The organism is Kitasatospora sp. GP30 (genome assembly GCF_029892145.1).
Taxonomy (GTDB): domain Bacteria; phylum Actinomycetota; class Actinomycetes; order Streptomycetales; family Streptomycetaceae; genus Kitasatospora; species Kitasatospora acidiphila.
On record NZ_JARZAH010000002.1, the window covers coordinates 262,699 to 276,854 of the forward strand.

Genomic DNA, 14,156 nt, shown 5'->3' on the forward strand with positions numbered 1-14,156 from the left:
GTGGCGGGCCAGCCGGAGGGCGGGGCGGCGGCCGGCCGGCAGGCGGGCGGGGCCTGGGACGGTTCCTGGGTGGCGGAGCAGGTCGGCATCGAGCTGTCCGGTGCACCCGGCCTGCGGGGCCTGGTGGGGATGGCGATCCGGCGTGGCAACCCGGCGCGCGCCCAGCTGCTGGTCTCCCGAGTGCTGGGCAAGCACGTTCCGCAGCACCCCTCGGTGGTGCTCGGCACCGGGCGGCGGCTGGGTGCCGAGGTGCGGGCCGTGCTCGGGGCGGAGCCGGCCGTGGTGCTCAGCTACGCGGAGACCGCCACGGCGCTCGGGCAGTGCGTGGCCGACGAGTTGGGCGCCGTCCACCTGCACTCCACCCGGCGCGCGGTGCCCGGCTACACCTCGGTGGCCGGCTTCGAGGAGGAGCACTCGCACGCCACCTCGCACCTGCTGCTGCCACGCGATCCCGAACTGCTGGCGGCTGACGGCGCGTTGGTCCTCGTCGATGACGAACTGTCGACCGGTCGGACGGTGTTGAACACCATCGCCGCGCTGCACCGCCGGTGGCCGCGCCGGCGGTACGTACTGGCCGCGCTGGTCGATCTGCGCACCGCGCGGGACCGGGCGCGCCTCGCGGAGTTCGCCGCCGGGCTCGGGGCCTCGGTGACCGCGGTCGCCCTGGCCCGCGGCGAGATCCGGCTGCCGGCCGACGTGGTGGCACGGGCGGCTGCGGTGGTGCGGGGCGACGTGGCGGCACGGGCCGGAGCGGTGGTGCGGGGCGACGTGGTGGCACGGGCGGCTGTGGTGGTGCGGGGCGGAGCGGTGGTGCGGGGCGAGGGTGCGACCGGCGCGCCGGCTGGTGAGTGCGCCGGCCTGGTGCGCCTGGAGCTCGACTGGCCACTCGGGGTGCCGGAGGGTGCGCGGCACGGCTGCACGCCCGACGAGGTGCGCCGGCTCACCGCGGCGCTGCCCGCGCTGGCGGACACCCTGGCCGGCCGGCTGCGCGGCGACGAACGGCGGATCCTGGTGCTCGGCAGCGAGGAGTTGATGTACGCGCCGCTGCGGCTGGCCGAGGCGCTGGCGGGGGTCCTGCCCCAGGCGGAGGTCCGGTTCTCCAGCACCACCCGCTCACCGGTGCACGCGGTGGACGAGGAGGGCTACCCGATCCGCACCGTGGTGGATTTTCCGGCACCCGAGGGTGAGGGCGAGCGGTACGCCTACAACGTGGCACCCGGCCGGCGCCCGGCGAGCCGGTTCGACGCCGTGGTGCTGGTGGTCGACGCGACCGCCGACACCCCCGCGCTGCACGCGCCGGACGGCCTGCCGGCCCGGCTGCTCGCGACCACCGACCGGGTGGTGCTGGCCGTACTGCCCACGGTCGGGGCGCTGCCGCGCCCGCTCGGCGGCCCCGACTTCTCCTCCTACTCGGCGAGCGAGGTGCGCTGGCTGCTGACCGACCTCTCCGGCGCCGCCCTGGAGGCGCCGACCGCCGAGCGCGAGGCCGCGACGCAGTCCGGGCGGGCGCACTACGCCCAGTCGCTGCCGGTGGAGTACCAGCCCGGCCCCCACTACCAGGAGCTGTTCCGGCAGGCGCTGGCCGCCTCGGCCCGCCGGCTCGCGGTGGCCGTCGGCGTGGTCGCCGAGACCCTGCTCCGGGAGCGCGGCAGTGGCCTGGTGCTGGCCTCGCTGGCCCGGGCCGGCACGCCGGTGGGCCTGCTGGTGCGGCGCTGGCTGGCCCGCACGCACGGTCTGACGGCGCCGCACTACGCGGTGTCGATCCTGCGCGGTCGGGGCGTCGACCGGGTGGCACTGCGCTACCTCGCCCATCACCACGAGCCGCGGCAGGTGGCCTTCGTGGACGGTTGGACCGGCAAGGGCGCGATCACCCGGGAGCTCACCGCCGCGCTGGCCGGTACCCCGTTCGATCCCGCGCTGGCCGTACTGGCTGACCCCGGCCGGTGCGTGCGCACCTACGGCACCCGGGAGGACTTCCTGATCCCGTCGGCCTGCCTCAACTCGACGGTCTCCGGGCTGGTTTCGCGCACCGTGCTCCGCGCCGACCTGATCGGCCCCGGGGACTTCCACGGCGCCAAGCACTACCGGGAGTTGGCCCCGCACGACCTCTCCGCGCGGTTCGTCGACGCGGTCTGCGAATGGTTTCCGACGGTCCGTCAAGAAGCCATGGCAGCAGCGGACGTGCTGGCTCGGGCGGGCGAAGGCCGGGAGCCGGACTGGGCCGGCTGGGCGGCCGTCGAGCGGATCAGCGAGCAGTACGGGCTGGCGGACGTCAACCTGGTCAAGCCCGGCGTGGGGGAGACCACCCGGGTGCTGCTGCGCCGGGTGCCCTGGCGGGTGCTGGTGCGGGCCGACGCGGGCACCGAGCTGGAGCACCTGCGGCTGCTGGCCAAGGAGCGGGACGTTCCGGTGGAGGAGGTGGCCGGGCTGCCGTACTCGTGCGTCGGATTGATCCGGCCGCTGGCGAACGGCGGGAGGTGACCGCAGGGGGCCTCCCGCCGCCCCGGTGCGCGGGCTCAGCCGCAGCAGCCGCCACCGCAGCAGCCCCCGCCACCGCCCGAGGACTGGGGCGCGGCTGCGCCGCCCGGCGTGGTGATGGCGACCGTGGAGAGCAGCTTGGTGGTGTCCGGGTGGCCCTGCGGGCAGACCGCCGGGGCGTTGGCCTGCGCCATCGGGCGGCGCAGTTCGAAGGTGGCACCACAGGTGCGGCAGCGGAAGTCATAACGTGGCATGACCGCAGCGTACCCGCGGGGGCACCCCGCCGCCCGGGTGCTGCGGCAGGACCCTGGTTCCAGCTAGCGGGCGTCCGCGCGGATCAGCGCGACCACCTCGGCGGCCGCCTGCCGGGCGCCGTCCAGCTCGGTGAGGAACAGCCAGTAGTCGGGGTGCCGCCCGGCCGCCGACAGCGCGGCCACCGCGCGGTCCACCCGTAGCACCGCGGCGTCCAGCGGCCCGGCGTGGCGCGGGTCCGGGGTGCTGCGGCCGGCCATCGCCAGGCGCTGGGCGTCCCGCAGCGCGAACCGGGCCCGCTCCACCTCGGCCGTCGGCTCGCTCGCCACCGCGGTCAGCCGGCGCAGCCGGTCCGCGACCGCCTGCGCCGAGCCGTCGGCGGTGTCCAGCAGCGCGCGCACCGTGCCGAGCGCGGCCGTCGCATCCGCCCAGCGCTGCTCGTCACGGGCCCGGGCAGCCTCGGCGAGCCGGGCCTCGGCGGACCGCACGGCCTCGTCCAACTGCAGCGGCACCCGCTGCAGGTCCTGCCAGCAGGCCGAGGCGAACCCCCGGCGCAGCTCGCTGAGGGTCGGCTCGACCACCGCCGATCTGGTGCGCAGCGCGTCGATCCGGGTGCGCAGGCTGGCCAGCCGGCGGTCGATCCCGGCGGCCTGCTCGGGCAACTGCTCGGCCTCGGCCCGGATCTGAGCCGCCTGCCGCCGGACCTCCGCGGCGCGCCGCAGGGTGTCCTTGATGCCGTGCCGGGTGACGCCCTCGTTGAGCTTGGTCAGCTCCGGCGCCAGCGCGGCCAACCGGGCCGCCGACTCGGTGGCGGTCAGCCCGGCGGCCCGCACGGCGTCCAGCGCGGTGGTGGCTCCGAGCAGCTCCCGCTTGGCCTGCTCCACCGCCGGGGCGACCCGGGCCAGCTGGTCCTCGGCGTGCTGCACCAGCGGCTGCAGCCGGGCGAGGTAGGCGCTCAGTTCGGCCTGCCTGGCGTTCAGCTGCTGGTGGGCGTGTGCCAGGCGCTGCCGGGCCTCGGCGACGGCCCCCGGCGCCAGCTCGGCGGCCTCCAGGTCGGCGACGTCCAGCGCGGCGAAGTAGCCCAGCGTGACCTGGTTGATCCGCTCGGTCAGACCCCGGTAGTCGGCCAGCGCCTGCCGCACCATCGCCGAGTCCTCGGCCGCCCGCACCGTCTCCACCGCGAGCTCCGCTTCCCGCTGGGCGGCCTCCAGGTCGTAGAAGGCCAGCTGCGCCGCGTCCCGCGCGGCCACCGCCTCGTCCCGCTGAGCGTCGTTGCCGCGCCGCCACCAGGAGCCGCGCCCACCGCCACTGCCGAACGACCCGCTCACCCAGCACCCCCTGCTCAACCCGCCGACCGGACCCCTCATTCTCCCCGATCGCCCCGCCCACCCTTCGTACCGCCATATCCGGCACGACGCCAGGCCGCGGATTAGGTACTCTTACCTCTCGCCGCACGGCCCCTCGGGACGCCGCCCTGCGGCGGGGGTGCGTAGCTCAGTGGTAGAGCGCTGCTCTTACAAAGCAGATGTCGGCGGTTCGAAACCGTCCGCGCCCACCGTGTGACCAGCAGCCCCGGACCGTGGAGGTCCGGGGCTGCTGTCGTCAACGGGTGGGGGTCAGGCGGGCTTGGCGGTGACGGGGTTGATCTGGTCCTGGCCGTTCTCGATGATGAGGTAGCTGTTCGGCTTGACCTCGGTCCAGTCCGCGGAGAGGTCGTCGAGCGGTTCGGAGACCACCAGGCTGGTCCCGGCGGAGAGCAGTTTCAGGTTGTCGTTCTCCGGGTGGAGGCGCTGCAGGGCGACGGGGTCGGTGCTGTAGAAGAGGGAAGGCGGCTTGCCCTCGGTGGCGTAGCGGAAGGCCCAGATCCGGAAGCCGTCGGACACGGCGAGCGTCATCAGCAGCGGTGGCTTGGCCACGCCGTGCTTCTTGGCGGTGGCCTCGACCAGGTGGATCATGCGCTCCACCGCGCCTGGCACGTCGTCCACCAGGCCGAAGGTGAGGGCGAGGTAGAACATGACCTCGGTGTCCGTGGTGCCGTCGATGAGCGGGAAGAGCGTGGGGTCGACCGCGAGCATCAGGTCCCGGCGCACTTCCGTGAAGCCGTTGATCTCGCCGTTGTGCATCCACAGCCACTTCCCGCAGCGGAACGGGTGGCAGTTGGTCTCCTGGGACGCGGTGCCGGGGCTGGCGGCGCGGATGTGGGCGAAGAACAGGCTGGAGCGGACGTGGGCGGCCAGGTCCCGCAGGTTGCGGTTGCTCCACGCGGGTTCGATGCCGCGGAACACCGCCGGGGTCTCGTCGGGGTCGAGTTCCTCGACGGCCGGGTCGGTGTACCAGCCGATGCCGAAGCCGTCGCCGTTGGTCGTCTGCTGGTCGGACATGAGCCGGGAGTGCAGGCTCTGGTCGATCAGCGAGTGCTTGGGCTTGTAGAGCAGTTCGTCGAGGAGGATGGGTGTTCCGCAGTACGCCAGCCAACGGCACACGAGGCATCACCACCTTGCCGGTAGGGGCACATGGGTCTCTCCACGGTAGGGCGGCAAGGTGATCCCGGGCCTGCTGGACTACTCCGGGAGTCAGGCTGCAATCAGGCTGCCACGGGCACGAGGTCGTGCATCTCGTCCTGGCCCTCCTGGATGATGCCGTAGCTGCACTCCGGGACGGGGTTCCAGGCGCCGGAGAGGTCGCCGAGCGGTTCGGAGACGACGATGCGGGTCTCGTCGGAGACCAGGCGCAGGGTTCCGACCTCGGGGTGCAGGGCACGCAGCGAATCGACGTCCGTGCTGTAGAAGAGCGACCGCGTGGCGCGCTCGGTGGAGTACCGGAAGGCCCACAGGGTATCGCCGTCGGAGACCGCCACCGTCATGTTCACGGCGTTGGGTATGCCGTGGCGGGCGGCGGTGGCCTCGACCAGGCCGATCATGCGCTCCACCGCGCCCGGGACGTCGTTCTCCATGCCGAGGGTCAGGGCGAGGTAGAACATGGTCTCGGAGTCGGTGGTGCCCTCGATCGAGGAGAACAGGGAGGGGTCCACCGCAAGCATGAGCTCCCGGCGCAGTTCGTGGAAGCGGTTGACCAGGCCGTTGTGCATCCACAGCCACTGGTTGTGGCGGAACGGGTGGCAGTTGCTCTCCTGGGTCGCGGTGCCGGTGCCGGTGGCGGCGCGGATGTGGGCGAAGAAGAGGTGCGAGCGGACATGGCTGGCCAGGTCGTGCAGGTTGCGGTTGCTCCAGGCCGGTCCGACGCCGTGGAACACCGCCGGCGTCTCGTCCGGATCGAGTGGGCCGACGGCCGGGTCGGTGTACCAGCCGACGCCGAAGCCGTCGCCGTTGGTCGTCTCAGCGCCCAACTTGGAGTGGCGGCTCTGGTCGATCAGGGAGTGTTCGGGCTTGTAGATCAGTTCGTCGAGCAGGATGGGTGTCCCGGAGTAGGCCAGCCATCGGCACATGGGTGCTCACCACCTTGCCGGCGCTGCGAGGCGCGCGGCGTCGAGGCATGCCGTCCCTTCCACGGTAGGGCGGTGCGCGGGCGGCGGCGCGTCGACGCTGGGCGGGTGGGCGGCCGGGCGGGTGGCAAGCAAGCGCTTGCTCAGTAGTCCAGCCCCGGATACCAGTCGTCGCGCCCCTGCGGGGTGAGGTCCAGCAGGTTCCAGACCGGCGAGAGCAGGTCGATGCCGCGCTGGTCGATGTCGGCGTCCATCCGGGGGCGGGTCGAGTACTGGTGGCGGATGGTGCCGTCGGGGTCCTTGGTGAACACCGAGATCGTCGAGTCCTGGTTTCCCGCCTCGTCCTCGCTGCCCAGCAGGTACTTCCGTAATCCGTACTACGGGAGCGAACATGGACGATGTGATTACGAGCGAGTACGACGGGTGCGGGCTGTGCTTCGTGGGGGTGCGTCGACTCAGCCGCAGGACCGATAAGACCAACAGCCCAGAGAGGCAGCAAGGTCAGATCCTACGGGCCGTCACGAGCGTCGGAGGGCATGTCATCGGGTGGGCAGATGACTGGGAGGTGTCTGGCGCCACCAATCCGCTAACCCGGCCGCAGTTCGGTCCGTGGCTTCGAGGTGAGATGGGTCCGTACTCTGGGACCGCCGCCGCCTCAGTGGACCGTATCGGCCGCAACGTCCGCGACACGCTCAACACCCAGGCGCTCCTGACCGAACAGGGCCGGCTGATCGTGACCGGCGATCATGACGGGATCTGGGATTTCAGTGACTCCAATCAGGAGAATGACTGGATGATCAAGGCTTGGGGATCACAGATGGAACTGAGGGCAATTCAGAAGCGCAATCGCGACGAGACAGTGCGCGCGCGTGAGGCTGGCCAGCCCAAGCAGCGCCCGTCATATGGATACCTGTACGTGCGGCTTGTGCCCATGGGCAAAGTTGACCACGTCGAAATCGACCCCATCGCAGCCGAGATCATCCGGCAGGTTGCCGAGCGGATCCTCTTGGATGAGACGGGCACGATCACTTGTGCCACCGAGGCAGCTCGGTTGACCCGAGCCAAGATCCCCTCGCCGAGTGACCGCCGTGCTGAGCTCTATGGGCGGAAGCCGAAAGGAAGCCCTTGGACGGGCCAAACTCTCTATTTCATCCTGACCAGCGAAGCCGCGTTGGGCTACCTCATGCACCAGGGTAGGCCGGTCCTGGGCCAGGATGGCCGGCCGGTGCGTCTTGCGGATCCGCTGTGGGACCAGGCCACCCATGACGCCCTGGTCGCGAAGACTGCCCCGAAGCGGAAAGAGGGCCGCGCCCCTAAGAGCGTGCACCGACTGTCAGGCCTATCGTCCTGTGGCAACTGCGGAGTACGCCTGTACATCGGTAGCGGAAGCCGTGAAATGACTTACGGCTGTACCGGCCGGTTTCGTGGCCTGCCGCAGAGTCAGGATTGCAGGCCCGCTCCGTCGATGACCATCTCTCATATGGATAGTCATGTTGAGAACTGGTTTCTGGAGACGTACGGCCATATGGAGGAGGTGAAGCGGATCTACGACCCGGGCACAGGCTACGCAGCCCAGATCAAGGCGCTTCAGGTCGACCGTGACCGCTTGCTAAAGGACCGTGAGGCAGGCGTGTACGACGACCCGCAGCGGGAGGCTTGGTTCTATGAGCGCCACCGGGCCATGGGTGCGCAAATCCAGGAGTTGGAGGCTTTGCCCGAGCGGGAGCCGGGAATGCGGATGATGCCCACCGGACAAGAGATCGCCGACGTGTGGAACGCCGCCGCTGATGATGTCGCCAAGCGGGAGTTGCTGAACGAGTTCGGCGTACGGGTCGTGCTGCACCCCCGAGGCGTCAGCAATCGGCTTGTGATCACTGGAACGAACCCGTTCGCCTCCGTCGCCTAGGAGCACGACACGGCCCCGGGGAACCGAGATCGTTCTCCGGGGCCCTACGGACTCAGGCGCACAGCGCCAACCGTGGGACGGCAAACCGCAGCAGTCGACCGCCCAGCGTCGTGAACTCACCCACCCGCGCGGACAACTCCACCATCACGGGCAGCACGGCCAGCAGTTCGCCCGCCGCATCCCCCAGGACCCCGGCTACACCCCAAGGAGCGAGCCGCAGTTCGAACGCTCCCACATCGGGCGCCGTAGCCAGGGTGAACCTCAGGCCCGCATCACTGGCGGTGATCACCTCCGCTCGCAGGCCGGACGCAGCGGTGACTACTTCCCAACCGCCCGACGCCTCACCAGGCGTGCCCCCGAGCAGACCAGCCACCACCGCAGCCAGCCGCGCGCCGAGGCAGGAGAACCGCCACCACACCTGATCGCCACGAACGACGGCTGAGGCACGCCCCACGACCTCACTGTTCATGATCAACAGCCCTCTCGTGCCGCTCCTTGTCAGCCCCCCGGGGTCCCCGCCGCGCCCCACCCACCCACCCAGGGGTCAGGTGGTCGCGGGCAAGCTCGCGGGCCCGGTGCAGGTCTTCCGCGATACCGGCAGCGATCAGCGCTTCCGCCGGGGAGTGCCCCGACCCCGCAAAGCGCCACTCACCAACGGTGATCTCGTCATCGGAGCCGACCAGGTGGCGCCGCTCGAACCGGGCCCGATCCGCTCGCAGCTGACGGAACGTCGTGGAGTACGCGCGCGTCTTGGTCAGGCAGTGCCCCCGGTAGCCGAACATGTGCGCCCACAACCGCAGCCGCAGATGCTCCAGCTCCGCCAGGCCACCCAGGCGCCAGGCCGTACCGACCAGAGCCCGCACATGATCCGACACCGACAGCAGTGGGATCTGCTCAGCGCTGGTGATCCGGTGATCCAGCGCCCCGGCCGCCTCAGCGCTCTTGGTGGTGTACTTCGCCACATAGGCCGCCACCCGCTCATCAGTGAGCCGACCACCGCCACCCGTGATCGCGTGCACCTCCACCTGGCCCCCGAAGCGCAGCACTGGCACCGCGTACGCGTCCGAGGACGGAACCCGCACCCGCGCCGCCCCAGCAGCCGAGCGCACCGCCGCGACCAGGACATCAACGGACGCCCATTCGGGCGGCTCATTTTCCAAGAGCGCCGGAACCGCCGTGGCACCGACCGCAGCACCCGGACCAACCGCCCCAGTCGGGCCGTCGATCCGCAGCACCGCATGGAAGTGCACCGCCCCGCGCCGCTGGAACTCAGCCACCTTCACAGCCGAGACCCGCAACAGCCGCCGCACCGCTCCCTTGCCAAGCCCGCCGACCACACCAAGCCGGTAGTAGAGGCAGTCCATAAAGACCATCCACAAGCGGCCAGCGTGCGCGTGCCACAGCACGTGGGCGACGTAGTCATAGCAGGCCGGGCACAGCGGCTGACCGACCGATGAAGCGTCGTCGTCGTGGCGCCGCCCGCAGCCCAACGGCAGACCGTGCTCACAGACTTCGGATCGGCGTGGACGGCAGCGGCCCGCCCGGTGGACCGCCCCGAACGAGGGGGCCGTGAGCGTGGCGAACACCATCGGCCGACGACCCACCGCGATCGGCACGCCCTTGCCACCGGCGAGCCCCGCCCGCACCAACTGCCAGGCATCACCCTGGTACAGGCGCGAGCAGGGCAGGCACACCGTCGCCCGCCGGTTGCGGCACCGCACTGCCAGCCGGCCGCCCGGCTCACCATCAGTCGAGTACTGCCGCAGCAGCTCGCCCGACACCGCATCGAACGTCGAGGACCGCCCGATCAGGTAGACCGGGTGCTCGCACCCGCCGGTCGCCTCGATCTGCTCCAACCACCGGTCCAGCCGGTGCATTTGCCCCAGCCGCACCAGATCACGATCCACCGCCGACAAGCGCCGCAGCCGCTCCTGCTGCTCCAGGAACAACCGCCGCGCCTCTCGGCTTTCAAACGGATTGCCGTTCATGGGGGATGACTCCAAGGAAGAACGGGCCGCCCCGGCCACACCAGGCAAAGCCCGGCATGACCGAGAACGACAGGGAAGGGGTGGGCTGGGAAGGGGTCGTCGGCTGGTCGCATGGGAACTCCAGTTCGATTAGAGAGTGGAATCGCTGCTACTGCGTGAAGCGCGTCACGAGCCAGGACACCGCGTTGCCGACGGGGTCACCCAAGTGGCTCTGCGCCATGTAGAAGCCCCACAGGCCGATCAAGATCACCTGCCAGACGTACAGGATCCGGGTCCGCAGGAACACGATCACGAACGTCCCCAGGAACAGGGCCATGCCCAGTTGGCTGGTCATTCGCCACCCACCCCGCCCACGCTCGCCGGGTACAGGTCGACCATCGCCGGAGTCAGGTGCGCGAACTCCTTAGCGATCTCCTCTGCCTGGCGCGTCGTGATCGCGTGGGTCCGGGCCCGACGCCAGCCACCACCCGGAGCACCGAGCGCGACCGCCAGTCCCGGGTAGTCCTCGGAGATCATCTGCGCCGCATCCACGGCAGTGCTGTCGATGTCACCCAGCACCATTTCGGCGGTGCCCCCGTCCGCGACCCGGAAGCAGACTCGCCCGCCGAGCTGTGCGCGAAGCGAGGTGACACCCTGGCCCAGCTCGGAGCCGAACCGCTGTCCGGCCAGCACCAGGTGCACCCCCAGCGCCGCGCCCAGCTGACCGATTCGAAGCATGGACGTCGACACCCGGGCAACCTCCGCCTTATCGGCAGTGGAGGCCATCAGGTACAGCTCGGCCACCTCATCCACGAGCACGATCACCGGGACAGGCCGCTCACGCTCCGGCAACTCCCAGACCGAGCGCACCCCCTCCATCCGGCACAGCGCCATCCGCCCGAGCGTGATCTCCACCAACTGATCCAGCAGGTCAGCCGCCTCACTGCGGGTGCTGGCCAGGGCCGTCAGGCGCGGCCCGAACAGGGACAGCTCCATGCCGCCCTTCAGATCGATCCCGACCAGCGCCACCCGCTGCCGGGACCACTGGTGAACGAGCGCGGCGATCAACGTCGACTTACCCGAACGCGTCGCACCCACGATCAGCCAGTGCGGCACCTTCCGCAGATCGATCCGCCACCACGCCCCGTCATCCCAGATCCCGACCACCGCCGACAGGAAGCCGGCCGAGCGCGCCAACGGCGTGAACGGCATCACCAGCGGATCCCAGGCCAGCGCCGACAGTCGCACCGTCCCGCGCTGCTCGGACACGACCCGCACCGAGAACACCCGCCAGGCATGCGCCATCGATTCAGCCGCCGCCGCATACTCCTCCGGGGTCTGCCCCGGGTGCAGCCTCACCTCCACGACCAGGCCGCCCAACTGCCAACGCGGAAAGCCCATTCGAGGCTTGACCGGCCGCAGCGCCCGGCCCCTCAGCACCACGCCGCCGACCAAGGCAAGCGGGGGCCGCCGAGCGACCGACAGGCCTTGAAGATCAGCCAGCCGACGCCACGTCCACACCACCCGCAGCGCCGTCGACGGGAAACCCCACACCGCCCACCACGCGTGCGGCACCCTGCGCTTGAGCCACGGCGACACGATCGCCACCACGATGCACACACCGATCGCCGCCGCCAACACCCATATCCCGTAAGGGAATTGGGACGACTGGACGGCGCCACCGTCCAACCTCATGTTGCTCATGCCTTCACCTCCTGAGTCTCAGTTGCGATTTGGTTGATCACGTCCATCTCCACCACCAGCGAGCGGCAGATCTGATCGGCCAGCGTCTGGCGCCGGTAATGCACCACCGGCCGCAGGAACCCGAAGAACACCGTGCCGATGTCCACCACATGCAGCACGGAGCGCATCACCGAACGGGCCGGACCCAGCGGAGCGGCGGTGTCCTCATCCACCGTCACAATCCGCATCAGCCGCTGCCCCAGCGACTGGCCCGTGCGACCGCGCAACGCTGCCTGCCACACCAGGAACGCCAGCGGCAGCACCCAGTAGAAGAACCGGAACACCGGCTGCATCTGGACCCCGACCAGCAGCGCCAGCGCCTGAATCAGCGCGAACGGCGGCCGAGCCAGATACAAGACCACCGAATACGCCTGCATGATCCCCATAGCGATCGTGATCTCCAGCAGCGTGGACATGGCCCGAGTCGACCAGTCCGCCAACCCCGGCACCGCAGACGGTCGACGCTCCCGCCCCGGCGACGGGCGCCGCTCACCCACCAACGCCCGCCACCCCTGAAGATCCGTCACGAGCCTTCACCGCCCGACTCCAGCGGCGGCAGCTCAATCCCGTTCTCCGCCGCCGAGTTGAGTAGTTCGGTCTCCAGATCCTTGGCGAGCGCGGCAGCGTCCGCCGCCTTCAACGCGGTGATCGCGAACAGGAACCGGGCCGTACCGCACTCCATCCCGACATGCATCTCGTCGCCCAGGTCCGACAGTTCCCACAGCCTCTCCCGCAGCTGCACCCACGTGCGGTGACTCACTTCGCACCGCCACGCGAGCCACGCGGATCAGCCGCAGGCATCTCCGGCACCGGCGGAACACCGCCCGCAGGCGCCACCGCCACCGAGTCGGCCCGGTACGCCAGACCCGCCCGACCCTCGATCTCCCACAGCGACGCCTCCAAGTTCACGAAGGACAGCACCTGACCCACCTCCACCGCCGGCTCGCCAGCCACCGTCACCTCGATTACCGACGCCCGGTAACCGACCGGCCGCACCGCCACACCGACCGTCCACAAAGGGACCCCATCGCGATTGGCACGCTGTGCGCCCGAGTCGCGATCGGTCTTCTGCTCCTTGGACACGCACAGGAAGACACCCACACGCGTCACATCAACGGGAACGTTTCGCAAGGTCAACCTCCTTGTAGGCCCCCGGAGATGACCACCTAGGTCAGCAGTCATCCTGATGAATCTGGAGGGACCACTGATGATGCGTCAGCTTGACGGTGCGCGCAAGGGGATTCATCCTGATGACTGCTGAATGAGCGTCAGCGCATGCCCGTTGACCAGGCATAAGATGATCGAAAAAACGTTCCAATGAGACCGGGCCCAGACAGGCCAGCATGACCCGAAGGGACGGACACCACATGGCAGTGCGACCAAAGACCCTGCATCAGCAGGTCGCCCATGAGATGCGACGCTCCATCGCACGCGGCCGATGGAAGCCAGGCGAGAAGATCCCCACCGAGGACCAACTCACCGTCCTGTACGACGTCTCGCGCGCCACCATCCGCCAAGCCGTCGCCGCCCTGCGCAACGAAGGCCTACTGTCCGTCGAGCAGGGACGCGGAACCTTCGTCCGCGAGCCCCGCCACGAACCCGAGCCCGTCTACATCGAGCGCACCGTCTTCGAGCACGAGGACGGCACATTCGGCGGTCCGGACTGCTGGCAGTTCGATGAGAAGCCCACTATCTACACGGTCCGCGTGGACGAACCCTCCGCCGCAATCCTTCGCACCGAGGAAGGCGAAGCCGCCTACCTCGTCGACCGGATGATCACCCACAAGCCCAGCGGGGCACGCACCCGACACGCCATGCTGCTGCCCATGGAGCGCATCATCGGCACCCCCCTCGCCGCCGACCCCGACGTTCGCCCCCGCCAGGCCTACGCCGCACTCACCGCCGCTCACGGCCCGATCGAGTTCCGCGAGGGCATCACGGCCCGCATGCCCAACCCCGACGAGAACGCCGCGCTTCACGTCCCCGACGGCACGCCCGTTCTCATCACCCAGCGCGTCACCCAGACCCAAGACGCCGCCAAGCGCCTGATGCTGGAAACCCTGACATTCGGCGCCACCGGGGTGCACCTCACCTACACCCACCGCGCCGTGACCGGCGGTTTCTGACTGCGCAGTCTGGAAGATGTCTTTACGTACTCAAGAGCGGCGGCGCGTTCGCGCCGCCGGGCGGCCCTTGCGCCCCGGCCGGGCATGCGGCCTGGCGGCCGGTCCCGGCCGGGCGCCAGGCCGCCCCACGCGAACACCACCAGCCCCGAGCACGACACCACCGAACGGCAGTCAGGCCCCACTGCCACGCGCAGTATCAGGCCGAGTCGCCCCCGTCGTTCGAGTCAGCGAACCGCTCAAGC

At 70.2% G+C, this 14,156-nt stretch carries 15 protein-coding genes and 1 tRNA gene; 4 read left to right on the forward strand and 12 right to left on the reverse strand.

Annotated elements, in window-relative coordinates:
- Window positions 1-2,481, forward strand: a complete 2,481-nt coding sequence (locus tag P3T35_RS04505; protein WP_280704279.1) for a phosphoribosyltransferase — start codon at window positions 1-3, stop codon at window positions 2,479-2,481.
- A gap of 35 nt (window positions 2,482-2,516) precedes the next feature.
- Here the strand turns inward: P3T35_RS04505 and P3T35_RS04510 are convergent, their stop codons facing one another.
- Window positions 2,517-2,732 carry a zinc ribbon domain-containing protein gene (locus P3T35_RS04510; RefSeq protein ID WP_101380130.1) on the reverse strand — a complete coding sequence of 72 codons (216 nt, stop codon included), beginning with the start codon at window positions 2,730-2,732 and terminating at the stop codon, window positions 2,517-2,519.
- Window positions 2,733-2,795: 63 nt separating this feature from the next.
- Complete coding sequence (locus tag P3T35_RS04515) at window positions 2,796-4,058, reverse strand: hypothetical protein (protein WP_280704282.1); 1,263 nt, start codon at window positions 4,056-4,058, stop codon at window positions 2,796-2,798.
- 155 nt (window positions 4,059-4,213) lie between these two features.
- On the opposite strand from P3T35_RS04515, the gene P3T35_RS04520 reads away from it, so the two are divergent.
- Window positions 4,214-4,285: transfer RNA gene (locus P3T35_RS04520), tRNA-Val, on the forward strand.
- Window positions 4,286-4,346: 61 nt separating this feature from the next.
- Here the strand turns inward: P3T35_RS04520 and P3T35_RS04525 are convergent.
- From P3T35_RS04525 to P3T35_RS04535, 3 genes are all read right to left on the reverse strand, one after another.
- Entirely contained in the window at window positions 4,347-5,213 is an 867-nt protein-coding gene (locus P3T35_RS04525) for a class II glutamine amidotransferase (protein ID WP_101380128.1), read from the reverse strand.
- 101 nt (window positions 5,214-5,314) lie between these two features.
- Window positions 5,315-6,175, reverse strand: a complete 861-nt coding sequence (locus P3T35_RS04530; RefSeq protein ID WP_101380127.1) for a class II glutamine amidotransferase — start codon at window positions 6,173-6,175, stop codon at window positions 5,315-5,317.
- A 140-nt stretch (window positions 6,176-6,315) separates the two neighbouring features.
- Window positions 6,316-6,531: a DUF899 family protein gene (locus tag P3T35_RS04535; protein WP_101380126.1), complete on the reverse strand. Its 216-nt coding sequence runs from the start codon at window positions 6,529-6,531 to the stop codon at window positions 6,316-6,318.
- 32 nt (window positions 6,532-6,563) lie between these two features.
- On the opposite strand from P3T35_RS04535, the gene P3T35_RS04540 reads away from it, so the two are divergent.
- Window positions 6,564-8,078 (forward strand): recombinase family protein, encoded by a 1,515-nt coding sequence (locus tag P3T35_RS04540; protein WP_218976668.1) that lies wholly within the window; start codon window positions 6,564-6,566, stop codon window positions 8,076-8,078.
- A gap of 52 nt (window positions 8,079-8,130) precedes the next feature.
- Here the strand turns inward: P3T35_RS04540 and P3T35_RS04545 are convergent, their stop codons facing one another.
- From P3T35_RS04545 to P3T35_RS04575, 7 genes are all read right to left on the reverse strand, one after another.
- A complete protein-coding gene (locus P3T35_RS04545; protein ID WP_101380125.1) occupies window positions 8,131-8,547 on the reverse strand; it encodes a hypothetical protein in 417 nt (138 codons plus the stop codon).
- Window positions 8,537-10,066, reverse strand: a complete 1,530-nt coding sequence (locus P3T35_RS04550; RefSeq protein WP_280704287.1) for a replication initiator — start codon at window positions 10,064-10,066, stop codon at window positions 8,537-8,539. The genes P3T35_RS04545 and P3T35_RS04550 overlap by 11 nt, the downstream gene beginning before the upstream one ends.
- Before the next feature lie 148 nt (window positions 10,067-10,214).
- Complete coding sequence (locus tag P3T35_RS04555; protein WP_101380124.1) at window positions 10,215-10,400, reverse strand: hypothetical protein; 186 nt, start codon at window positions 10,398-10,400, stop codon at window positions 10,215-10,217.
- Window positions 10,397-11,686, reverse strand: coding sequence for an FtsK/SpoIIIE domain-containing protein (locus P3T35_RS04560; protein ID WP_280704289.1), 1,290 nt, complete (start codon window positions 11,684-11,686; stop codon window positions 10,397-10,399). Before P3T35_RS04560 ends, P3T35_RS04555 begins: the two co-directional genes overlap by 4 nt.
- 59 nt (window positions 11,687-11,745) lie before the next feature.
- Entirely contained in the window at window positions 11,746-12,315 is a 570-nt protein-coding gene (locus tag P3T35_RS04565) for an RDD family protein (RefSeq protein WP_348533397.1), read from the reverse strand.
- On the reverse strand, window positions 12,312-12,530 hold the full coding sequence (locus tag P3T35_RS04570; protein ID WP_101380122.1) for a hypothetical protein: 219 nt from the start codon (window positions 12,528-12,530) through the stop codon (window positions 12,312-12,314). Before P3T35_RS04570 ends, P3T35_RS04565 begins: the two co-directional genes overlap by 4 nt.
- A gap of 14 nt (window positions 12,531-12,544) precedes the next feature.
- Window positions 12,545-12,919 carry a hypothetical protein gene (locus tag P3T35_RS04575; protein ID WP_143676793.1) on the reverse strand — a complete coding sequence of 125 codons (375 nt, stop codon included), beginning with the start codon at window positions 12,917-12,919 and terminating at the stop codon, window positions 12,545-12,547.
- Window positions 12,920-13,131: 212 nt separating this feature from the next.
- On the opposite strand from P3T35_RS04575, the gene P3T35_RS04580 reads away from it, so the two are divergent.
- Window positions 13,132-13,914: a GntR family transcriptional regulator gene (locus P3T35_RS04580; RefSeq protein ID WP_101380120.1), complete on the forward strand. Its 783-nt coding sequence runs from the start codon at window positions 13,132-13,134 to the stop codon at window positions 13,912-13,914.
- Window positions 13,915-14,156: the final 242 nt, after the last annotated feature.

Excerpts from the sequence above, each read along its gene's own strand:
- P3T35_RS04580 (WP_101380120.1), top strand. The coding sequence starts at position 13,132 with ATGACCCGAAGGGACGGACACCACATGGCAGTGCGACCAAAGACCCTG.
- P3T35_RS04550 (WP_280704287.1), bottom strand. The coding sequence starts at position 10,066 with ATGAACGGCAATCCGTTTGAAAGCCGAGAGGCGCGGCGGTTGTTCCTG.
- P3T35_RS04540 (WP_218976668.1), top strand. The coding sequence starts at position 6,564 with ATGGACGATGTGATTACGAGCGAGTACGACGGGTGCGGGCTGTGCTTC.
- P3T35_RS04555 (WP_101380124.1), bottom strand. The coding sequence starts at position 10,400 with ATGACCAGCCAACTGGGCATGGCCCTGTTCCTGGGGACGTTCGTGATC.
- P3T35_RS04530 (WP_101380127.1), bottom strand. The coding sequence starts at position 6,175 with ATGTGCCGATGGCTGGCCTACTCCGGGACACCCATCCTGCTCGACGAA.
- P3T35_RS04510 (WP_101380130.1), bottom strand. The coding sequence starts at position 2,732 with ATGCCACGTTATGACTTCCGCTGCCGCACCTGTGGTGCCACCTTCGAA.
- P3T35_RS04545 (WP_101380125.1), bottom strand. The coding sequence starts at position 8,547 with ATGAACAGTGAGGTCGTGGGGCGTGCCTCAGCCGTCGTTCGTGGCGAT.